Source organism: Pseudomonas sp. GW821-FHT01E05 (genome assembly GCF_059422425.1).
The window spans coordinates 323,468-346,004 of record NZ_JBWKWW010000002.1; the positions used below are offsets into that span (position 1 = coordinate 323,468).

The 22,537-nt window shown below is 59.8% G+C and carries 16 protein-coding genes and 3 pseudogenes; 12 read left to right on the top strand and 7 right to left on the bottom strand.

All coding sequences use genetic code 11. The features are described from left to right. Positions 1-6: 6 nt before the first annotated feature. Together putA and AC07W5_RS04960 are read left to right on the top strand one after the other, a co-directional pair. The gene (putA, locus tag AC07W5_RS04955; protein ID WP_495022889.1) at positions 7-3,960 is read left to right on the top strand and encodes a trifunctional transcriptional regulator/proline dehydrogenase/L-glutamate gamma-semialdehyde dehydrogenase; all 3,954 of its coding nucleotides are present in this window, start codon (positions 7-9) and stop codon (positions 3,958-3,960) included. A gap of 148 nt (positions 3,961-4,108) precedes the next feature. Continuing rightward, positions 4,109-5,911: an acyl-CoA dehydrogenase gene (locus tag AC07W5_RS04960; RefSeq protein WP_495022890.1), complete on the top strand. Its 1,803-nt coding sequence runs from the start codon at positions 4,109-4,111 to the stop codon at positions 5,909-5,911. Positions 5,912-6,036: 125 nt separating this feature from the next. Here AC07W5_RS04960 and AC07W5_RS04965 read toward each other — a convergent pair whose 3' ends face one another. From AC07W5_RS04965 to AC07W5_RS04980, 4 genes and pseudogenes are all read right to left on the bottom strand, one after another. Next, the gene (locus AC07W5_RS04965; protein ID WP_495023003.1) at positions 6,037-6,882 is read right to left on the bottom strand and encodes a methyl-accepting chemotaxis protein; all 846 of its coding nucleotides are present in this window, start codon (positions 6,880-6,882) and stop codon (positions 6,037-6,039) included. Positions 6,883-6,900: 18 nt separating this feature from the next. After that, a pseudogene (locus tag AC07W5_RS04970) lies at positions 6,901-8,019 on the bottom strand (HAMP domain-containing protein); the annotation flags it as partial. 66 nt (positions 8,020-8,085) lie between these two features. After that, positions 8,086-8,388, bottom strand: a complete 303-nt coding sequence (locus AC07W5_RS04975) for a cell division protein ZapA (protein WP_494995518.1) — start codon at positions 8,386-8,388, stop codon at positions 8,086-8,088. After that, positions 8,385-8,615: a hypothetical protein gene (locus tag AC07W5_RS04980; protein ID WP_495022891.1), complete on the bottom strand. Its 231-nt coding sequence runs from the start codon at positions 8,613-8,615 to the stop codon at positions 8,385-8,387. Before AC07W5_RS04980 ends, AC07W5_RS04975 begins: the two co-directional genes overlap by 4 nt. Before the next feature lie 342 nt (positions 8,616-8,957). Here AC07W5_RS04980 and AC07W5_RS04985 point away from each other — a divergent pair. The 5 genes and pseudogenes from AC07W5_RS04985 to selO form a co-directional block, all read left to right on the top strand. After that, positions 8,958-9,614 (top strand): annotated as a pseudogene (locus AC07W5_RS04985) (MCP four helix bundle domain-containing protein); the annotation flags it as partial. 303 nt (positions 9,615-9,917) lie between these two features. After that, positions 9,918-10,517, top strand: a pseudogene (locus AC07W5_RS04990) (methyl-accepting chemotaxis protein); the annotation flags it as partial. 151 nt (positions 10,518-10,668) lie between these two features. Then, a complete protein-coding gene (locus AC07W5_RS04995) occupies positions 10,669-12,411 on the top strand; it encodes a potassium/proton antiporter (RefSeq protein WP_494995516.1) in 1,743 nt (580 codons plus the stop codon). Positions 12,412-12,445: 34 nt separating this feature from the next. After that, positions 12,446-15,793: a mechanosensitive channel MscK gene (gene mscK, locus AC07W5_RS05000; RefSeq protein WP_494995515.1), complete on the top strand. Its 3,348-nt coding sequence runs from the start codon at positions 12,446-12,448 to the stop codon at positions 15,791-15,793. A 58-nt stretch (positions 15,794-15,851) separates the two neighbouring features. Continuing rightward, positions 15,852-17,315: a protein adenylyltransferase SelO gene (gene selO / locus AC07W5_RS05005; RefSeq protein ID WP_495022892.1), complete on the top strand. Its 1,464-nt coding sequence runs from the start codon at positions 15,852-15,854 to the stop codon at positions 17,313-17,315. A gap of 8 nt (positions 17,316-17,323) precedes the next feature. Here the strand turns inward: selO and mazF are convergent, their stop codons facing one another. Further along, positions 17,324-17,686: a type II toxin-antitoxin system toxin MazF gene (gene mazF / locus AC07W5_RS05010; protein WP_494995513.1), complete on the bottom strand. Its 363-nt coding sequence runs from the start codon at positions 17,684-17,686 to the stop codon at positions 17,324-17,326. After that, positions 17,686-17,955, bottom strand: coding sequence for a type II toxin-antitoxin system antitoxin MazE (mazE, locus tag AC07W5_RS05015; protein WP_495022893.1), 270 nt, complete (start codon positions 17,953-17,955; stop codon positions 17,686-17,688). The genes mazF and mazE overlap by 1 nt, the downstream gene beginning before the upstream one ends. Positions 17,956-18,453: 498 nt before the next feature. On the opposite strand from mazE, the gene AC07W5_RS05020 reads away from it, so the two are divergent. Then, positions 18,454-18,972, top strand: coding sequence for an Hcp family type VI secretion system effector (locus AC07W5_RS05020; protein WP_494995511.1), 519 nt, complete (start codon positions 18,454-18,456; stop codon positions 18,970-18,972). 184 nt (positions 18,973-19,156) lie between these two features. Then, positions 19,157-19,591, top strand: coding sequence for a thioredoxin TrxC (trxC, locus tag AC07W5_RS05025; protein ID WP_495022894.1), 435 nt, complete (start codon positions 19,157-19,159; stop codon positions 19,589-19,591). A gap of 10 nt (positions 19,592-19,601) precedes the next feature. Here trxC and AC07W5_RS05030 read toward each other — a convergent pair whose 3' ends face one another. Continuing rightward, on the bottom strand, positions 19,602-20,372 hold the full coding sequence (locus AC07W5_RS05030) for a ParA family protein (RefSeq protein ID WP_495011075.1): 771 nt from the start codon (positions 20,370-20,372) through the stop codon (positions 19,602-19,604). A 392-nt stretch (positions 20,373-20,764) separates the two neighbouring features. Between AC07W5_RS05030 and AC07W5_RS05035 the strand changes: the two genes are divergently transcribed. Genes AC07W5_RS05035 through AC07W5_RS05045 form a run of 3 tightly spaced genes read left to right on the top strand, consistent with a single transcriptional unit; the run spans position 20,765 to position 22,528 of the window. After that, entirely contained in the window at positions 20,765-21,490 is a 726-nt protein-coding gene (locus AC07W5_RS05035) for a beta-ketoacyl synthase chain length factor (protein WP_495022895.1), read from the top strand. Next, complete coding sequence (locus AC07W5_RS05040) at positions 21,466-22,287, top strand: lysophospholipid acyltransferase family protein (RefSeq protein ID WP_495022896.1); 822 nt, start codon at positions 21,466-21,468, stop codon at positions 22,285-22,287. The genes AC07W5_RS05035 and AC07W5_RS05040 overlap by 25 nt, the downstream gene beginning before the upstream one ends. Beyond that, on the top strand, positions 22,256-22,528 hold the full coding sequence (locus AC07W5_RS05045) for a phosphopantetheine-binding protein (RefSeq protein ID WP_494995506.1): 273 nt from the start codon (positions 22,256-22,258) through the stop codon (positions 22,526-22,528). Before AC07W5_RS05040 ends, AC07W5_RS05045 begins: the two co-directional genes overlap by 32 nt. Positions 22,529-22,537: the final 9 nt, after the last annotated feature.

The window sequence follows — 22,537 nt, forward strand, 5'->3', positions numbered from 1 at the left end:
AAAAATATGGCTACCACCACCCTCGGGGTCAAACTCGATGACCCTACCCGCGAACGCCTCAAAGCCGCCGCGACCTCGATTGATCGCACGCCGCACTGGCTGATCAAGCAGGCAATTTTCAATTACCTGGAAAAACTCGAGGGTGGTGCAACCCTGACCGAGCTGAACGGTTTGACTGGCAAAGACGCTGACGAGGCGGGTGATATCCAGGCGGACCACGCCCATCAGTGCTTCCTCGAGTTCGCCGAAAGCATCCTGCCGCAATCGGTCCTGCGCGCCTCGATCACCGCCGCTTACCGCCGCCCGGAACCTGAAGTGGTCCCGATGCTGATCGAACAGGCGCGCCTGCCGGCTGCCATGGCTGAGGCCACCAACAAGCTCGCCGCCTCGATCGCCGAGAAACTGCGTAATCAGAAGAGCGCCGGCGGCCGTGCCGGCATCGTTCAGGGCCTGCTGCAAGAATTCTCCCTGTCGTCCCAGGAAGGTGTGGCGCTGATGTGCCTGGCCGAAGCCCTGCTGCGTATCCCGGACAAAGGCACCCGTGACGCGCTGATCCGCGACAAGATCAGCACCGGCAACTGGCAGCCACACCTTGGCAACAGCCCGTCGCTGTTCGTCAACGCGGCTACCTGGGGGTTGCTGCTGACCGGCAAACTGGTCGCCACCCACAATGAAGCCGGCCTGACTTCGTCCCTGAGTCGCATCATCGGCAAGAGCGGCGAACCGATGATCCGCAAAGGCGTCGACATGGCCATGCGCCTGATGGGCGAACAGTTCGTTACCGGCGAAACCATCGCCGAAGCCCTGGCCAACGCCAGCCGCTTCGAAGCCAAGGGCTTCCGTTATTCCTACGACATGCTCGGTGAAGCTGCACTGACCGAACATGACGCGCAGAAATACCTCGCCTCCTACGAGCAGGCCATCCATTCGATCGGCAAGGCCTCTCACGGTCGCGGCATTTATGAAGGCCCGGGCATCTCGATCAAGCTCTCGGCCCTGCACCCGCGTTACAGCCGCGCCCAGTACGAGCGCGTGATGGACGAGCTGTACCCGCGCCTGCTGTCGCTGACCTTGCTGGCCAAGCAGTACGACATCGGCCTGAACATCGACGCCGAGGAAGCCGACCGCCTCGAGCTGTCGTTGGATCTGCTGGAGCGCCTGTGCTTCGAGCCGCAACTGACCGGCTGGAACGGCATCGGTTTCGTGATCCAGGCCTACCAGAAGCGTTGCCCGTATGTGATCGACTACGTGATCGACCTGGCTCGTCGCAGCCGTCATCGCCTGATGATCCGCCTGGTGAAAGGCGCGTACTGGGACAGCGAAATCAAGCGCGCCCAGGTTGAAGGCCTGGAAGGCTATCCGGTGTATACCCGCAAGGTGTACACCGACGTTTCCTACATTGCCTGCGCACGCAAACTGCTCTCGGTACCGGAAGTCATCTACCCGCAGTTCGCGACGCACAACGCCCATACCTTGTCGGCGATTTACCATATCGCCGGCCAGAACTATTACCCCGGCCAGTACGAGTTCCAATGCCTGCACGGCATGGGCGAACCGCTGTACGAGCAGGTTGTAGGTAAAGTCGCCGATGGCAAGCTGAACCGTCCGTGCCGTGTGTACGCCCCGGTCGGTACTCACGAAACACTGCTGGCCTACCTGGTCCGTCGCCTGCTGGAAAACGGCGCGAACACTTCGTTCGTCAACCGCATTGCCGACCAATCCATCTCGATTCAGGAGCTGGTGGCCGATCCGGTGGCCAGCATCGAGCAGATGGCGACGCTGGAAGGCGGCTTCGGCCTGCCGCACCCACGCATCCCGCTGCCGCGTGATCTGTACGGTTCTGAACGTGCCAACTCCAGTGGCATCGACCTGGCCAACGAACATCGTCTGGCGTCGCTGTCCTGCGCGCTGTTGGCCACCGCGCATAACCACTGGAAAGCCGCGCCGATGCTCGGTTGCGCATCCAGCAACGAAACTCCGTCAGCGGTGCTGAACCCATCCGATCTGCGTGACGTGGTCGGCCATGTGCAGGAAGCCACAGTCGAAGACGTCGACAATGCCATCCAGTGCGCCCTGAACGCCGCACCCATCTGGCAGGCTACCCCGCCGGCCGAACGCGCCGCAATTCTCGAGCGTGCCGCCGACCTGATGGAAGGCGAGATCCAGCCGCTGATGGGCCTGCTGGCTCGCGAAGCCGGCAAGACCTTCGCCAACGCCATCGCCGAAGTGCGTGAAGCCGTGGACTTCCTGCGTTACTACGCGGTGCAGGCGCGCAACGACTTCACCAACGATGCCCACCGCCCACTGGGTCCGGTGGTGTGCATCAGCCCGTGGAACTTCCCGCTGGCGATCTTCAGTGGTCAAGTCGCAGCAGCACTGGCTGCCGGTAACCCGGTGCTGGCCAAACCAGCCGAACAAACGCCGCTGGTCGCCGCTCAAGCTGTGCGTCTGATGCTTGAAGCCGGGATTCCGGAAGGCGTACTGCAACTGCTGCCGGGCCGGGGCGAAACCGTTGGCGCCCGCCTGGTCGGCGACGATCGGGTCAAAGGTGTGATGTTCACCGGTTCCACCGAAGTCGCTCGCTTGCTGCAACGCAACGTCGCCGGCCGTCTGGATGCCCAGGGCCGTCCGATCCCGCTGATCGCCGAAACCGGCGGCCAGAACGCCATGATCGTCGACTCCTCGGCACTGACCGAACAAGTGGTCATCGACGTGGTGTCCTCGGCCTTCGACAGCGCCGGTCAACGTTGCTCGGCCCTGCGCGTGCTGTGCTTGCAGGAAGACTCTGCCGACCGCGTCATCGAAATGCTCAAAGGTGCCATGGCTGAATGCCGTCTCGGCAACCCGGAACGCCTGTCCGTGGACATCGGCCCGGTGATTGACGCCGAAGCCAAGGCCGGCATCGAGAAACACATCCAGGGCATGCGCGACAAAGGTCGCAACGTGTACCAGGTGGCGATCGCCGACAGCGAGGAATGCAAACGTGGCACCTTCGTCATGCCGACGTTGATCGAGCTGGAAAGCTTCGACGAACTGCAGCGGGAGATCTTCGGTCCGGTACTGCACGTGGTGCGTTACAAGCGTAAAGAGATCGATCAACTGATCGGGCAGATCAACGCTTCCGGCTACGGCCTGACACTGGGCGTACACACGCGCATCGACGAAACCATTGCCAAGGTGATCGACAACGTCAACGCCGGTAACGTCTACGTCAACCGCAACATCGTCGGCGCCGTGGTCGGTGTGCAACCGTTCGGTGGTGAAGGTCTGTCGGGCACCGGCCCTAAAGCCGGTGGTCCGCTGTACTTGTACCGCTTGCTGTCGACGCGTCCTACCGACGCTATCGAACAGTCCTTCGTTCGTGGTGACGCACTCAGCACTCCGGATGTTCGTCTGCGCGACGCCATGAGCAAACCGCTGACGGCCCTGCAAACCTGGGCCAGCAACAACCAGCAAGCAGAGCTGGGCAGCATCTGCACCCAGTTCGCCGCCCAGTCGCAAAGCGGCATCACCCGCCTGCTGAACGGCCCGACCGGCGAGCGCAACAGTTACGCCATCCTGCCGCGTGAGCACGTGCTGTGCCTGGCGCAAGTCGAAGCCGACCTGCTCACCCAACTGGCTGCGGTATTGGCGGTGGGCAGTTCGGCGGTATGGCCGGAAACCGAACTGAGCAAGGCGCTCTACATTCGCCTGCCGAAAGACGTGCAAGCGCGCATCCAGCTGGTGGCCGACTGGAGCAAGGACGAAGTGGTCCTCGATACAGTCCTGCATCACGGCGACTCCGACCAACTGCGCGCGGTGTGCCAGCAAGTGGCCAAACGTGCCGGTGCTATCGTCGGGGTTCAAGGCCTGTCCCAAGGCGAAACCAACATTGCGCTGGAGCGTCTGGTGATCGAGCGTGCACTGAGCGTCAACACTGCGGCGGCGGGTGGTAACGCCAGTTTGATGACTATCGGCTGACACTCCCCCGGTGATCGTTCCCACGCACCCGCGTGGGAACGATCATGCCTCCTCTGTGTTTTTCCCCTCTATCACCCGCATCAATCTTGCTATTCACCGCCCATTCACCCGCCTAGACTCGGCCTATTCCAAAAAAAGGTAGGCCGCCATGTCCGAGACGTTGCTCAGTTCCCGCAATCTGGCTTTCGAGCTGTACGAAGTCCTCGACGCCGAGGGCCTGACTCAGCGTGAGCGGTTCGCCGAGCACAATCGTGAGACCTTCGATGCCGCCATCGGCACGGCACGAAGCATTGCCGAGAAGTTCTTTGCTCCGCACAACCGCAAGGGCGATGAAAACGAACCGCGCTATGAAGACGGCAAGGCAATATTGATTCCAGAGGTAAAACCGGCGGTCGATGCCTTCCTCGAAGCCGGCTTCCTCAACGCCGCGCGCAGTTTCGAGGCCGGCGGCATGCAGTTGCCAACTCTGCTTTCGCAAGCTTGTTTCGCGCATTTCCAATCGGCCAACGCAGCGTCGACCTCCTACCCGTTCCTGACCATGGGCGCGGCGAACCTGATCGAAAGTTTCGGCACCGATGAGCAAAAGCAACGCTTCCTGCAACCGATGATCGACGGGCGTTTCTTCGGCACCATGGCATTGACCGAGCCCCATGCAGGCTCGTCGTTGTCGGACATCCGTACTCGCGCCGAACCCGCAGCCGATGGCACTTACCGGCTCAAGGGCAACAAGATTTTCATCTCAGGCGGCGATCATTCGTTATCGGAAAACATCGTGCACATGGTGCTGGCCAAGCTGCCGGATGCGCCGACGGGGGTAAAGGGCATTTCGCTGTTCATCGTGCCCAAATTCCTGGTCAACGATGACGGCAGCCTAGGCCAGCGCAACGACGTACTGCTCGCCGGTCTGTTTCACAAGATGGGTTGGCGTGGCACCAGCTCCACCGCGCTGAACTTCGGCGATAACGGTGAGTGTGTCGGCTATCTGGTAGGCAAGCCGCACCACGGCCTGAGCTACATGTTCCAGATGATGAACGAAGCACGGATTGGCGTCGGCATGGGCGCGGTGATGCTCGGTTATGCCGGTTATCTCTACTCATTGGAGTACGCTCGCGAGCGCCCGCAAGGTCGCCTGCCGGACAGCAAGGATCCGAATACAGCACCGGTCTCGATCATTCAGCACGCCGATGTCAAACGCATGCTGCTGACCCAGAAAGCCTATGTCGAAGGCGCTTTCGACCTTGGCTTGTATGCAGCGCGCCTGTTTGACGACACCACGACCCTTGAGACCGAAGCCGAACGCAAACAGGCCCACGAGCTGCTGGACCTGCTGACCCCGATCGTCAAATCCTGGCCGTCGGAGTTTTGCCTGAAGGCCAACGAATTGGCGATCCAGATCCTCGGTGGCCACGGCTACACCCGCGAGTACCCGGTGGAACAGTACTACCGCGACAACCGCCTGAACCCGATCCACGAAGGCACCCACGGTATCCAGTCGCTGGACCTGCTGGGGCGCAAACTGGCGCAGAACGGCGGCGCCGGGCTCAAGCAGCTGATTCGCCTGATCGCCGACACCGCCGAGCGAGCCCGGACCTATGGATCCCTGGACGCCCTGCGTCAGCCCCTCGAGAAGCTGGTTGCCCGCTTGCAAAGCGTGACCATCGGCCTGCTGACTGATTTGGGCCAAGGCAAGGTCAACAGTAGCCTGGCCAACTCGGCGCTGTACCTCAAAGCCTTCGGCCACACCGTGATCGGCTGGCGCTGGCTGGAACAGGCGATCCGCGCGGAGCAAGGATTGGCTCAGGGCAATGCGACGGATATCAGCTTCTATAAAGGCAAGCTGCAGGCTGCGCGGTACTTCCTGACCTGGGAAGTACCGGGCTGCCATCATGAGCTGACGATTCTTGAAGCGCGAGATGACACGTGCCTGAGCATGCAGGATGAGTGGTTCTAGGCAGGCGCCCGATCGTTCCCACGCTCTGCGTGGGAATGCAGCCAGTGACGCTCTGCGTCACAGCCATGGAGCTGGACGCGGAGCGTCCGGGGAGGCGTTCCCACGCTCTGCGTGGGAACGATCAACTACCGTAACCGAAACCCGCCCATCTGCCGCGCCAGGTCATCGGCCAGGCACTGCAGTGTCTGGCAATCCTCGCGACATGCACGCACTTCACTTGCCGTGGCGCGGGCCAGATCCGAGATACCCTGCACGTTGCGGTTGATCTCTTCGGTCACCGCCGACTGCTCTTCGGTGGCGGTCGCCACCTGGTGGTTCATGTCGCTGATGCGCTCCACCTGGCCGGTAATCGCCGTCAGCGAGGCCCCGGTGCGCTGGCTCGATTCGACGCCAGTCCCCGTCGCCGCTTGCCCGGAACGCATCGACGACACCGCATTTTCCGCGCCCTGTTTGAGGCGTTGAATCATCTGCCGGATTTCGTCGGTGGACGACTGGGTTCTACGCGCCAGAGTCCGCACTTCATCGGCGACCACCGCAAACCCGCGCCCCATATCCCCTGCTCGCGCTGCTTCAATCGCGGCGTTCAAGGCCAGTAGATTGGTCTGCTCGGAGATCCCGCGAATGACCGCCAACACCTGATCGATGGACGCCACCTGCGTCGCCAACTCGCCCACCGCACCGGCGGCGATCCCAATCTCATCAGACATGCTTTCGATATGGCGGATCGAACCACCGACCACTTCCCGTGCCTGCAAGGCTTCATCGCGAGCGGTTTGCGAGGCGACCGCGGCATTGCCAGCGTTTTGCGCAATTTCCTGCACGGTCAGGCCCATCTCATGCACGGCGGTAGCAACCATATCGGTCATTTCCTGCTGCCGACCGGAGCGTTCGGCGGTGTTGTCCACCACCAGCGCGACCTCCCCGACCGCTGTGCGCAGTCGCTCACTGGTGGCCAGCACTTCACCGATCATTTCGCGCTGACTGTCGAGAAAACGATTGAAGCCGCGCGCCAGATCACCCAGCTCATCGGCTCGAGAGGAATCTAACCTGTGAGTCAAATCGCCACCACCGCTACCAATCGCCACCAATGCCGCTGTTACCTGACGGATCGGGCGCACCAGCCCGCGGGCCAGCAACACCACCAATATCAGGCAGACCAGGGCCACACACAAGCCAATGGCGCTGGTCATCCACATCGCCTGTCTGGCCTGGGCGTAGATCTGCGATTGCGGCACTTCGGCCACCAGGGTCCAGCCCAAGTCCCGCAGAGGCAGGCTCAAGGCCAGGAAGTCTTCACCATCACGGATAAAAACGCTGCTGGTCAGCCCTTGATGCCCCATCACCGCCTGTGCCGCCGGGCTGCCGATCTGCTCGGCCAGCTGACGTTTTCCGCTGAATTGCGCTTCTGGATGCACCTGAATCAAACCGTCGGAACGCACCAGATAGACCTTGCCGCGCTCACCGAAGCTAAAGTTGTGAATCAACTCAGAGAGCTCGCGCATGCTCAGGCCCAGCCCGGCAACGCCCACGACTTTGCCGGCCGTCTCGACCTTGAGGTCGATAAACAGCGCCAGTTCACCGGTGCGGGTGTCATTGTCGATATTCAGGGTGCGCGGCTGATTGCTGTCCAGAAAGGCATAGAACCAGGCATCGGTCGGACTGGATCGGCTCAGGGTCCGATCAAGACCTTTTTCGGTGTAGTAGTGGCCTGAAGCAGAACCCGCGATCAGCGCGGTAAAGGCTTTGTGCTCGGCGCGGATACCTTCCAGATAGCTGACGAAGCTGTTGGTCCGGGCTCCGTTTTCGCCCCCGGCCAGCCATTCGCGCACCATGCTGTTGCTGGCGATGTCCTTGGCCGCGGTCAGTGGCTGGACCAGAAGCCGTTCGATGTCGTTGCGCATCGCTTCGATGCTGGAGGGCAGCGCCTTCTCCACCAGATAGCTCTGGGCCAGACGGTTGACCACCAGGGTATAAATGCCAACCACGATCAGAATACTGACCAGCAGGGCGGTGCCCATACTCAGGATCAACTGCCATTGAATACTGCGTCGCCAGAACTGCATGGAGCACCCCCAAAGAATAAGAGGCTGAAACACTGCAACAGCCATGCCGATTGTATACAAACTACAAAACAGTTTGTCCGACAGTTTATTCTTTGGTTGTGCTCAACCCGATCAGGCCTGGCCGATCGTCCGTGAAATCACTTCAACCGTGGCGCTGACTTGCTCTTGGTAACGGTCGAGTTCCTGCTTGTGCCGTTTCTGCATGTCGATCTGCTGCGAGCACAGATTCATCGCCGCCAGCACCAGCAATTTGTCTCCAATCAGAGTCGGGTATTTTTTCTTGGTGCTGGCCAAAGCGGCCTTCAGCATTAAAGCAGCGTCCAGCAGGGTCTGCTCTTCCCCGGCCGGAGCCTTGATCGAATAGTCCTCCCCGAGAATCGAGATGACTTTTATCCCGTCGGCGCCGTTTCTCATGCGTTGACAGGACCCGCGCTGACGCGCTCAACCAGGGCTTGAATGCGTGCCACGGTGGCGCCCTGCTTTTCTTCCTGCTCCATCAGGCTCAGTTGCAGACTCTCGTTTTCATCCTTGGCCTGGGCCAGTTCCGCACTGAGTCTTTTGTTCGTGCCGAGCAGCTCCTGGTTCTGTTGCACCAGTTCGCTGACCAGCTGTTCCAATTGGCTTAGGGATGCTTCCAACATTTTGATTTCTCAGGCATTTTCAAAGGGCGCGTACGATAAAGAAAAGTCATCACGGATGCCAGGGTTATCCGGGCCGGACGCCTTGATTTTCCTGGCGACGACCTTGCTTGCGAGCTTTAAAGACTGCGATTCATCCATCTGGTTCCTGGCGCTTCGTAATAGCGCCTCGCCTGCGGCAAAAATACGCAGGCGCTCAAGACTTTAGTCTTATGACCGATAAGTCACAGATATCCAGTCTTGGCACCTCGCGCGAATGCGCTTTATTCGGTAAACATCATGTCCCTTCGTAATTTGAATATCGCTCCGCGAGCGTTCCTCGGCTTTGCCTTGATCGGCAGTCTGATGTTGATTCTGGGGGTGTTCGCCTTGAACCAGATGAGCAAGATCCGCGCAGCCGCTGAAGACATCACTCTCAACAATATGCCGAGCATCAAAAGCCTCGACGAATTCACCCAACTGAGCCTGCGTCAGCGAGTGCTGTCCTACCGTCTGCTGGTCAACCGCGAACCGGATATCCAGCAAAAGACCATGGAGTTGCTCGACACCCGTAACCAGCAGATCCGTGTCGCCCAATCCGTCTATGAAAAGCTCATCAGCAGCCCGCAGGAACGCGCGGCCTACGACCAGTACATGCAGTTGCTGGGGCAATACCGCCAGATTGAAGACCGGATGAAGACGCTTTCGCGTAATAACCAGGTCGACGAACTGCGCACGTTGCTGAACACCGAATTGCTGACCAACTCCGAAGCGATTAACACCGTGCTGAACCGCCTGCTCGAAATCAACACCCAGCAGACCGTCAACACCAATCAGCAGGCCACCGATCAATACTCCTCCGCCTTCAATCTGGTGGTGACATTGCTGGTCATCGCTACCGGCTTGACCTTGCTGTTTGCCTGGTTACTGACCAATAGCATCACTCAGCCTATTGCCAAGGCCCTGATCGCCGCCGAAGAAATCGCCGAAGGCAACCTGACCCGCCCCATCAAGGTCGACGGCAGCGACGAAGCGGGTCGCCTGTTGCTGGCCATGTCGAAAATGCAGGAAAAACTGCGTGACACCCTGCAACGGATTTCCGGTTCGGCCACACAACTTGCCTCAGCGGCGGAAGAGCTGAACAGCGTCACCGACGAAAGCGCCCGTGGCCTGACCCAGCAGAACAATGAAATCGAACAGGCCGCCACCGCCGTCAATGAAATGACCAGCGCCGTGGAAGAAGTCGCGCGTAATGCGGTGAGCACTTCCGAAGCCTCGCAAAACGCCACCACCTCTGCCGGTGACGGCCGTGATCTGGTGCAGGAAACTGTCAGCGCCATCGAACGCATGAGCGCCGACGTGCAGAGCACTGCCAACCTGATCGGTAACCTGGCGGAAGAATCGCGGGACATCGGCAAAGTGCTGGACGTGATTCGCGGCCTCGCCGACCAGACCAATTTGCTCGCGCTGAACGCCGCGATTGAAGCCGCACGCGCCGGTGAGGCCGGTCGTGGTTTTGCCGTAGTGGCGGATGAAGTTCGTGCCCTGGCGCACCGCACCCAGCAGTCCACCAGCGAAATCGAACGCATGATCGGCAGCATCCAGAGCGGTACCGAACACGCCGTCAATTCGATGCGCAACAGTACCGAGCGCGCCGAATCGACGCTAAACATCGCCAAGGGCGCCGGCCTGTCGCTGGACACCATCAACAGCGCCATCGCCGAGATCAACGAACGTAACCTGGTCATCGCCAGTGCCGCCGAAGAACAGGCGCAGGTCGCCCGTGAAGTCGACCGCAACCTGGTGAACATTCGCGACTTGTCTGTGCAATCAGCCACCGGTGCCAATCAGACCAGTGCTGCGAGCAATGAGCTGTCGCGCCTGGCGCTGGACCTGAACAACATGGTTGGGCGGTTTAGCCTCTGAGTAGGCGATCGCACCCACGCAGAGCGTGGGATCGATCGTCGTCTCGCGTCAAAAGCTTTTTTGACAGCATCACATTTCAACAGGTTAGAATCGTGGCACGCAGACTGCATGGTCAGTTTGCGCCCGCCTGCCTGCTTCTGGAGTACTGCCTTTGAATGCGACGACCATCAACAGCCTGTTCTTGATCGGCGCGTTGCTGGTAGGTGCGAGCATACTGGTGAGCTCCCTTTCGTCCCGCCTCGGCATCCCGATTCTGGTGATCATCCTGGCTGTGGGCATGGCCGCCGGCGTCGACGGCGGGGGCATCATCTTCGATAACTACCCAACGGCTTATCTGGTCGGCAACCTCGCGCTGGCCGTGATCCTGCTCGACGGCGGGTTGCGCACCCGGGTCGCGAGTTTCCGCGTAGCACTATGGCCGGCGCTGTCGCTGGCCACGATCGGGGTACTGATCACCACCGGGCTGACCGGCATGGCCGCCGCCTGGCTGTTCAACCTGAACCTGATCCAGGGCCTGCTGATCGGCGCCATCGTCGGCTCCACCGATGCCGCGGCGGTGTTCTCGCTGCTGGGCGGCAAAGGCTTGAACGAACGGGTAACCGCCAGCCTGGAAATCGAATCTGGCAGCAACGACCCGATGGCGGTGTTTCTCACCGTTACCCTGATCGACATGCTCGCCAGCGGCGAAACCGGTCTGCACTGGAGCCTGCTGGGGCACCTGATCAGTGAGTTCGGTATCGGCGCCATCATCGGTCTGGGCGGTGGCTGGCTGATGCTGCAAATGGTCAATCGAATCCACCTGGCCGCCGGCCTGTATCCGATTCTGGTGATCGCCGGCGGTCTGGTGGTGTTCGCCCTGACCAACGCCCTGCACGGCAGCGGCTTCCTCGCGGTGTACCTGTGCGGTCTGGCGATCGGCAACCGCCCGGTACGCAGCCGCCACGGCATCCTGCACATGCTCGACGGCATGGCCTGGCTGGCGCAAATCGGCATGTTCCTGGTGCTGGGGCTGCTGGTGACACCCCACGACTTGCTACCCATTGCCCTGCCCGCCCTCGGTCTTGCGCTGTGGATGATTCTGTTTGCGCGGCCGCTGTCGGTGATAGTCGGCTTGCTACCGTTCAAGGCTTTCCATGGGCGCGAGAAGGCCTTTATCTCTTGGGTCGGTTTGCGCGGCGCGGTCCCGATCATTCTGGCGGTGTTCCCGTTGATGGCCGGCCTGCCGAACGCCCAGCTGTACTTCAATCTCGCGTTCTTCATCGTGCTGGTATCGCTGCTGGTGCAAGGCACCAGCCTGCCGTGGGTCGCCAAACTGTTGAAGGTGATGGTTCCACCAGAACCCGCGCCGATCTCCCGGGCCGCCCTCGAAGTGCACGTCACCAGTGAGTGGGAACTGTTCGTGTACCGTCTTGGCGCAGAGAAATGGTGCATCGGTGCCGCTCTTCGCGAGCTGAAAATGCCCGAAGGCACACGTATCGCGGCGCTGTTTCGCGGTCAGCAACTGCTCCATCCGTCGGGTAGTACGGTGCTCGAAGTCGGTGATTTGCTCTGCGTTATCGGCCATGAACACAACCTGCCGGCGCTCGGAAAACTCTTCAGTCAGGCACCGCAACGCGGCCTCGATTTGCGCTTCTTCGGTGACTTCGTTCTGGAAGGCGACGCCCAACTAGGGGCGGTTTCAACGCTGTACGGACTGCAACTCGAAGGGGTCGATCCAGACATGCCACTGAGCCGCTTCATTACCCAGAAAGTGGGCGGTGCGCCGGTAGTCGGCGACCAGGTGGAGTGGAACAACACCATCTGGACCGTTGCCGTCATGGACGGGAACAAGATTGCCAAAGTGGGCGTCAGATTCCCCGAAGGAAGTCGCCCGGGACCCGGACTCTTCCTCTAAACTGCCCACTTTCAATCCAGCTCGACCGGTATCTATGTCAACCCTGCGCACGTGTTTCGCCATTATCTTGCTTGGTCTCAGCCTTTCCGTCGGCGCGCTGCAAGCGGCTGATCTGCCCACCAGTGAGTCGGTCCAGCATAGCCTGGACAAGATTGCTGATCGCAAGCTACCCGAGGCTGACCAAAAGGCCCTGCAAACGATTCTGCAGCAGACGTTGACCCAACTGGTCAACCTGCAGGATTACGAACAGAAACTGGCCGACCTCAAGCAGCAACTGAATACGGCACCACGCCAGACCGCCGAAAACCAACGCGAACTGGTACGTCTCAAGGCCACCAAGGTGGTACCTGCGGCACAGCGTTATGCCAACCTGCCAGTCCCGCAGCTCGAGCAGTTATTGACCGAACGCAGCAATCAACAGGGCGAATTGCAGAAAGCCCTGGCCGACGCCAACAGCCTGATCATCACCGCACAGACCCGGCCGGAGCGGGCTCAGGCCGAGATAAGCAACAGCCAGACGCGCATCCTGCAAATCAACGGCATCCTGAAACTCGGCAAGGATGGCGGCAAGCTACTGAGCGCCGATCAACGCAATCAACTCAACGCCGAACTGGCCGCGCTCAACGGGCTGATCCCGTTACGCCGTCAGGAACTGGCCGGCAACAGCCAACTGCAAGACCTGGGCAACAGTCAGCACGACTTGCTGATGGAAAAAACCGCGCGCATGGAGCAGGAAATCCAGGATCTGCAAACCCTGATCAACCAGAAGCGCCTGGCCCAGTCCCAGGAGACGGTGACCCAACAGTCGATCGAAGCGCAAAAATCAGGCAGCAGCAGTCTGCTCGCCACCGAAAGCGCGACCAACCTGAAACTGTCCGACTACCTGCTCAAAAGCACCGACCGCCTCAACGAAGTGACCCAGCAGAACCTGCAAACCAAGCAGCAACTCGACAGCGTGACCCAGAGCGATGCGGCCCTGGACGAGCAGATCAACGTGCTCAGGGGCAGCCTGCTGCTTTCCAAGATTCTCTACAAACAAAAACAGGCCCTGCCGCGCCTCAAGCTCGACCGCAATCTGGCCGACCAGATCGCCGACATACGTTTGTACCAATTCGAAGTCAGCCAACAACGAGAGCTGCTCGGCAACCCGAGCAGCTACGTCGACACGCTGCTGGCGACTCAACCGCCGGAGCAAGTCACACCACAGCTGCGCAAGAACCTGCTCGATCTGGCGATCACCCGCGCCGATCTGCTGGAACGGCTGAGCCGTGAACTGAGCGCCGTGCTCAACGAGTCCATCACCCTGCAGCTGAATCAGAAACAGCTGCTCAGCACCGCGCAAAATCTGCGCGCGACCCTTGACGAACAGATGTTCTGGATTCCCAGCAACAAGCCACTGGACCTCGAATGGATGCGAGCCGTGCCTGATCGTCTGGATAAACAGATCACCACGCTGCCATGGGCTTCAAGCCTGAGCGAGCTGGCCGACGGCCTGACCCAACGCCCGCTGCTGTTCCTGCCGCTGGCGTTACTGATCGGCGCCTTGCTGTGGAGACGCAAGTACCTCTATGCCCGGCTGATCAAGGTTCACCGGGACATCGGCCATTTCAAACGCGACAGCCAGTGGCATACGCCCCAGGCGATTCTGATCAATATCTTGTTGGCGATGCCGGTATCGCTGGCCCTGGCCCTGTGCGGCCTCGCACTGCAGATCGACGCCCGCGGGCAAAACGCCAACCTCGGCGCCGCTCTGCTGCAGATCGCACAGGCGTGGCTGGTGTTCTACACCGCGTACCGGATCCTGGCGCCGGGTGGCGTGGCGGAACTGCATTTCCGCTGGGAAAGACCTCAAGTGGAATTCCTTCGCGGCTGGATCCGCCGTCTTGGGCTGGTCGTACTGGCGCTGGTGGCCGTGGTGGCGGTTGCCGAATTGCAACCGGCATCCCTGGCGGATGACGTTATCGGCATCGCCGTGGTGCTGACCTGCTATGCCTTGATGGCCTGGTTGCTCAGCCGCCTGCTGCTCAACAGCCCGACACATAACAGCGCCTCACTGATTCGCAAAGCCGTCGGCATACTGTTTACCGTGCTGCCGATCGCCTTGTTCATTGCTGTGTGTTTTGGCTACTTCTACACCGCACTGAAACTCAGCGACCGGTTGATCAACACCCTGTATCTGCTGATGTTCTGGCTGGTGATCGAGGCCACCTTCGTGCGCGGCCTGGCCGTCGCGGCGCGGCGTCTGGCCTACCAGCGGGCCCTGACCAAACGCCAAGCGGCCAAGGAAGCCGGCGACGGCGAAGCGATCGTCGAAGAGCCAACACTGGACATCGAGAAAGTCAACGAACAGTCCCTGCGACTGATCCGCCTGGCCTTGCTCGGCGGGTTCATCGCTGCACTGTACTGGGTCTGGAAGGACCTGATCACGGTGTTCTCGTACCTGGACAACATCACCCTGTACGAATACACCAGCGGTACCGGCGCCAACATGAGCATGGTGCCGATCAGCATCGGCGACATGCTTGGCGCATTGATCATCATCGGCATCACTCTGGCTCTGGCGCGAAACCTGCCAGGCTTGCTGGAAGTACTGGTGCTGTCCAAGCTCGACCTGGCCCAGGGTAGCGCTTACGCCACAACCACCCTGCTGACTTACGTGATTGCCGGTGTGGGTTTTGTTTCGACCCTGTCGACCCTCGGCGTGAGCTGGGACAAACTGCAATGGCTGGTAGCGGCGCTCTCGGTGGGTCTGGGTTTCGGCATGCAGGAGATCTTCGCCAACTTCATCTCCGGGATCATGATCCTGTTCGAGCGACCGGTCCGGATCGGCGACACGATCACCATCGGCAACCTGTCGGGCACGGTGAGCAAAATCCGTATCCGTGCCACCACCATCACCGACTTCGACCGCAAGGACATCATTGTCCCGAACAAGACGTTCATCACCGGGCAACTGATCAACTGGTCGCTGACCGACACCGTGACCCGGGTGACCCTCAAACTGGGCGTCGGCTATGATTCGGATCTGGAGCTGGTGCGAACCCTGCTGCTCAGAGCCGCTATGGAAAACCCGCGCGTGCTGAAGGACCCTTCGCCCTCGGTGTTCTTCCTGAACTTCGGTGAAAGCACCCTGGATCACGAACTGCGTATTCATGTGCGTGACCTTGGCGACCGTAACCCGGCACTCGATGAAATCAACCGGTTCATCAACAGCGAGTTCAAGAAGCACAACATCAACATCGCTTTCCGTCAGGTGGATGTGCACCTGAAAAACCTGACAGGCCAGGAACAGATATTACTGGCCACAGATGCTGTAAAACCCGCCACGCCTCCCGATAAAGGCAAGACACCACCTGAGCCACCATCGGCGCGTCTCGACTGACTGGACGCCACGCGCCAATCCCCAGCAGAATACCTGGACATTCTGCTGGAGATGGCCGTTGAAAGCCCTCGACGAACTGACCTTCGACAATCGCTTTGCCCGCCTGGGCGACGCGTTCTCAACCGATGTGCTTCCCGAGCCTATCGACAATCCGCGACTGGTGGTTGCCAGCGCGGCAGCCATGGCGTTGCTCGACCTCGACCCGGCGGTAGCCGAGACGCCGGTGTTCGCCGAGCTGTTCAGCGGCCACAAGCTCTGGGCCGAAGCCGAGCCACGGGCGATGGTCTATTCCGGGCATCAGTTCGGCTCCTACAACCCACAACTGGGGGACGGTCGCGGGCTGCTGTTGGGCGAGGTCTACAACGACGCCGGCGAGCATTGGGACCTGCACCTCAAGGGCGCCGGGCAAACGCCGTATTCGCGCATGGGCGATGGTCGAGCGGTGCTGCGTTCATCGATCCGCGAGTTTCTGGCCTCTGAAGCGCTGCATGCCCTGGGTATTCCCACTACCCGCGCGCTGTGTGTGATTGGCTCAAATACGCCCGTCTGGCGCGAGAAGCAGGAACGCGGGGCAATGGTGCTGCGCCTGGCGCCAAGTCACGTGCGCTTTGGGCATTTCGAATACTTTTACTACACCAAAAAACCCGAGCAGCAGAAGCAGCTCGGCGAGCATGTGTTGGCGATGCATTTTCCTGAGTGCCTGGAGCAACCCGAGCCGTACCTGGCGATGTTCCGCGAGATCGTCGAGCGCAATGCCGAGCTGATCGCCAAATGGCAAGCCTATGGCTTCTGCCACGGCGTGATGAACACCGACAACATGTCGATCCTCGGGATCACCTTCGACTTCGGCCCTTTTGCCTTCCTCGATGACTTCGACGCCCACTTCATCTGCAACCATTCCGATGATCAGGGCCGCTACTCCTTCAGTAATCAGGTGCCCATCGGCCAATGGAACCTCAGCGCGCTGGCGCAAGCCCTGACGCCGTTCATCAGCGTCGAGGCCCTGCGCGAAACCCTTGGCCTGTACTTTCCGCTTTACCAGGCCCACTACCTGGACCTGATGCGCCGCCGTCTCGGATTGACCAGCGCCGAAGACGACGATCAGAAGCTCGTCGAAGGTTTGCTGCAATTGATGCAAAACAGCGGCATCGACTACAACCTGTTCTTCCGTCGACTGGGTAATGAGACCGCCGAACAGGCCGTCGCCCGCCTGCGTGACGACTTCATCGATCTCAAAGGTTTCGACGCCTGGGCCGAGCGCTATACAGCCCGCGTCGCCCGTGAAGGTGCCGATGATCAAGAGCAGCGCCGCAGCCGCATGCACGCGGTCAACCCGCTCTACATCCTGCGCAACTATCTGGCGCAAAAAGCTATCGAAGCGGCTGAAAGCGGTAATTACGAAGAGGTGCGGCGTCTACATACGGTGCTGAGCAACCCGTTCGAAGAACAACCGGGAATGGAAAACTATGCAGAGCGCCCGCCCGAGTGGGGCAAGCATCTGGAGATCAGTTGTTCGTCGTGAGAATGGATTCAGTCTTGAGGGTCAATTGCACTGACAACTCGCGAAACGATGTCCATCATCGTCACATCGTCGAGACGTTCGATAAACTTGGCGGAACCCTCTCGGACTCGTTGTTCGATATCAAAACTGCGCACCTGATTACACACCACGACGCCATTGGTTTCGTGCCCGGTGACAACCACCGCCAAACCTGAGTTTCGGCTGAAGCTACCGCCACTGGTCACCGGGACAGTCATACTCACACCCAAGGCATTGATCTCTCGCGGTGTTATCACAACAAAACGGTGGCGATTCATCATCTCTCGACCTGCCACCGGGTTCGGATCAATCCAGTAAACATCGCCTCGCTGCGGGGCCTGTCGACGAACCATCAGCCCAACTCCCGGCCAACCGGGTCGCCTTCACGAGCCCAGGCTGTTTTAACGTTGAGCTCGGCGATTTCATCGGAACCCTCTAGCAGTTGAGCCAAGGTATAGCGCTTGCGCACTGGCTGTAAGACTGGCCGAGCGATCAACTCACCATCGACTACATTCAGCTCCAATTGCGCCCCCACCTCCAGATGCAGCAATTTCAATAAAGTCGGCGGGATGGTCATCACCGCAGCACCGCCTTGTCGGCGGATTTTGGAAGTCACGGACATAAGTGGACTCCGATCCAAAATAAGGTTGATATCGACGTCTCGATAAGTGCAACAAAAGTAGCACGCAGATGGAAGCAAAGCGAATTCCTCACTCAGTCACTTGAAAGTATTGAACGCTGTTCCCAGCCTAGATCCAGGTCGTAAACAGCCAACCTCAAATATGTGAACGCATGTGACCGCAAGGCAAAGCGGCGCTCAGCCATGATGCGCAACTTTTTGCGCAAAAGCCTGTGCATAACTCTGTTGATATCTCCTCGTGAACCTTGCAGCAAAAGGCTCTTGACCCGCTGCGCAGGAACTTGCGCGGTGGTGCGCAAGTTCCTGCGCAACTTTCTTCATTAATCGTTGAGCAACGCTCGAAAAGCATCACAGATAATATTTATCTTATTGATTTATATAGATTATTTTTTAGTGGCATGGAGCTTGATAACTGTCAGGCGCCCACCGGGCGTTTTCGCCTCCCGGGCACCCTCAGTTATTCAAGCAAGGAGAGCATCCATGGCTACACCCGCGTACATGTCCATCACTGGTGAGAAACAAGGGCTGATCACCGCTGGCGCGTTCACCGCAGACTCCGTTGGCAACACTTATCAGGAAGGCCACGAAGACCAGGTGATGGTTCAGGGCTTCAGCCACGAAGTGATCATCCCGCGTGATCCACTGTCCGGCCAACCCACTGGTCAGCGCGTTCACAAGCCGGTATGCATCACCAAAGTCTTCGACAAGGCTTCGCCGCTGCTGCTGGCTGCGCTGACTTCGGGCGAGCGCCTGAGCGAGATCACTATCCACTGGTACCGCACTTCCGCTGCCGGCACCCAGGAGCACTACTACACCACCAAACTGGAAGACGCGATCATCGTCGACATCAAAGACTACATGCACAACTGCCAGGATCCGAACATGTCGCACTTCACCCACCAGGAAGACGTGCACTTCACTTACCGCAAAATCACCTGGACCCACGAAGTCTCTGGCACTTCCGGTTCCGATGACTGGCGTAGTCCGGTCGCTGGCTAGTCTGGCCGACCGTCGCACCGCATCGGCCGGCTCTGCTGGTCGATGTTGTTTGCAGCGCTCAACAGTTCAGAACCTCTGCATCCGGGCCAGGTCTGTTTCCTGCGCTCCCTGACCGCCCGCGCCTTGATAATTCCTGCCTGCGACTCCAGATAAGCGTCATTGCCTATTCTCCCGGAGACCGCTCATGTCCGATCCACTGCTGATCCCCTGCCCCCACTGTAACGGTCTCAACCGCATTCCCGCCGAACGCCTGAACGACAAACCCAAATGCGGTCGTTGCAAAGCCGAGGTATTGCTCCACAAGCCGTTCGAGTTGAAACAGGGCGATTACGCCAGTCAGATCAAAGGCGACTTACCGTTGCTGGTGGATGTGTGGGCAGACTGGTGCGGGCCGTGCAAGTCGTTTGCGCCGGTGTTTGAACAGGCCGCAGGGCAGTTGGCGGGCAAGTGTCGCCTGGCCAAGCTGGACAGTGAGGCCAATCAGCAGTTGTCAGCGCAGTTGGGCATTCGCTCGATTCCCAGCCTGATCCTGTTCAAGAATGGCCAGGAAGTGGCGCGCCAGAGCGGGGCCTTCCCGTTGCAGCAGTTACTGGACTGGTTGCGCAGTCAGGGCATCTGACTGCTGGCCGTCAGGCGTTTTCCAGCAGGTTGTGCAGCTCGACGAACTGCTGAGTCAGTTTATGCCGTGGGTCAAGGTGGATCAGCGGCATGTTGGCCTGATGGGATTCGCGCATGCGCACTGAGCTGCCCAGGTACACCGGCAACACCGGCAGGCCTTCGCTGATCAGTTCGTCGAGCATCTGCTGCGGCAGGCTGGCGCGGGCCTGGAACTGGTTGACCACGATGCCTTCCACTTGCAGGCCTTCGTTGTGGTCATCCTTGAGCTCTTCGATTTCCGCCAGCAGGCCGTAGAGCGCCTGGCGCGAGAAGCTGTCGCAATCGAAGGGGATCAGCACGCGGTCGGCTGCGATCAATGCCGATACCGCGTAGAAGTTCAATGCAGGCGGGGTGTCCAGGTAGATCCGGTCGTAGTCCTCTGCCAACTCATCCAGCAGTTTGCGCAGTTTGTTGATCTTGTGTTTTGCCTCAAGCTTGGGTTGCAGGTCGGCCAGCTCAGCGGTGGCGGTGACCACATGCAGGTTGTCGAACGGGGTTTCGTAGATATCTACCTGGTTTTTCTTCGAAAACGGTCCGGAAGACAGGGTCTGCTTGAAGAAGTCGGCAATGCCCATGGGGATGTCGTTGCCGGTAAGCCCCGTGAGGTATTGAGTGGAGTTGGCCTGGGCATCGAGATCCACCAGCAGTGTCCGATAGCCTTCATGGGCACTCACCGCTGCCAGATTGCAGGCAATGCTTGATTTGCCTACACCACCTTTCTGATTGAACACCACGCGCCGCATGTCAAAACCTCCGTGTATCAAAGAATGACCGAGTGTAGTTGCCCACGCCTCTGCTTAGCTACCTCGCCGGTGGGAGATGTAGGAGCGAGCTTGCTCCGGGCGGCGTTCCGACGATGGACTCAAGGGCGACGCGTTTGTTCAGAAAACACGCGTTATCGTTAACGTCCATCGCGAGCGAGCTCGCTCCTACAGGCGCAGCTGCGAAAATCCGGCCGATGACCGAACGGCACTTTTTCCTGGAACGTGTGTCAATTGCCTTGAGCAAAATGTAACCAGCATTTGCTACAAGCCAGCTGTGCCGGGATAATGCGCGTCACTCGGCAATAGCGCCATGTAACGCCGGTCGCCCTTAGCGATCCATCGCGTCAAGGAAGCCCGCAGGGGCGGAATGAATGTCTGAGATCAACTTCAACATCGCCCAATGGCGCGCCTGGGCCCCTGGGCTCGAAAGCGTGGGCGACTGGCGGTCCTGGAGTCGACAACCGGTCGTGCGCGACAGCAGCGATGCCGCACCCGACGTCTCATTTCTCCCCGCGATGCAGCGCCGGCGCCTCAGTCGTCTGGCGCGGATGGCCTTCAGTGTTGGCTGGCCATTGGCCGAGGGCCGTGAACAGCTACCGTTGGTCTTTATTTCCCGCCATGGCGAAGCCCAGCGGACCCTCGACATTCTCATCGATCTGGCGACCGACCAGCCGTTGTCGCCGACCCAGTTCAGCCTCTCGGTACACAACGCGGTGATTGGCCTGTGGTCGATCATGCGCGGCGAAACCAGTGAAATGACCGCTCTCACCGCCACTGGCGATGGACTGGAACACGGCATGCTGGAGGCCGCCGCGCTGCTCAACGAAGGCGCACCGGCAGTGTTGCTGGTGATCACCGAAGAGCAGCCGCCCGAGGCCTATGCCACCTGGATTGATGACGTACCCTTCCCGTACGCCGTCGGCCTGTTGCTGACCCCGGGCAATGACTGGCAACTGTCACTGACCAGCGGCACCGGCAAATCGACCAAAGCCGACTGGCCCCATGCCCTGAATCTGTTGCGTATTCTGCTCAGTGAGCAGACCACCTGCCAACATGCCTGGAAGAACCGTGTATGGAACTGGCAACGCAATCAATAACCGCTAAAAAACGTGACGCCTATTACTGGCGCCTGCTGGCTACCGCCGCAAGTTTTACGCTGTTCGGCCTGGTCGGGTTATGTCTGCGGCTGGTGGTTTTCCCGCTGCTCAACCGCCTGCCGGGCGATGCTCAGGTGCATCGGCAACGGGCACGGCGCACCATTGGTTGGTTGTTCTGGTTTTTTATCCGCTTCATGGCCCGCGCCGGGGTTTTGACCTATGAGGTCGAAGGCGCGGAAAAACTCGGCCGTCCGGGACAAATGATCATCGCCAACCACCCGTCGCTGATCGATGTGGTGTTTCTGATCGGCCTGGTGCGCAATGCCAACTGCGTGGTCAAGCAAAGTCTCTGGCAAAACCCCTTCACTCGGGCCCCCCTGCGTTCTACTGAATACATCAGCAATGATGGCAGCATGGACATGCTCGATGCCGCCGCGGATGCGCTGCAAAGCGGGCAAACGTTGATTATTTTCCCCGAGGGCACCCGCACCCGGCCCGGCCAGCCGCCGGCCTTTCATCGGGGCGCTGCGGCAATCGCCCTGCGCGGTGCGAAAATCGTGACCCCGGTGATTATCAAGGTCAGCCCGACCACGCTGACCAAAGCCGAACCCTGGTATCGCATCCCGTCACGCCGCGTACACTTCAGTTTCCGTGTCGGCGCCGATATAGACCCACAGACCTTTGCAACGCAGGGCCCGCCACCAAAGGCCTCGCGCAAGCTCAACGATTATCTGCACCACTACTTCATTCAGGAACTCGCCGAAGATGAGCGATCAGCAGCACGACCTTCACCTTGAAATCAAACTGTTGATCATCGACGCCCTGGGCCTCGAAGACATCAGCCCACAAGACATCGGCGACGAGCAGATTCTTTTCGGGGAGGGCCTGGGTCTTGACTCGGTAGACGCCCTCGAACTCGGCCTGGCAATCCAGAAAAAGTACGGCATCAAGATCGACGCCGACGCCAAGGACACCCGCAATCACTTCACCAACGTGGCGAGCCTTGCGGCGTTCGTCACCGCAAAACAGGCAGCTTGAGACCGGACC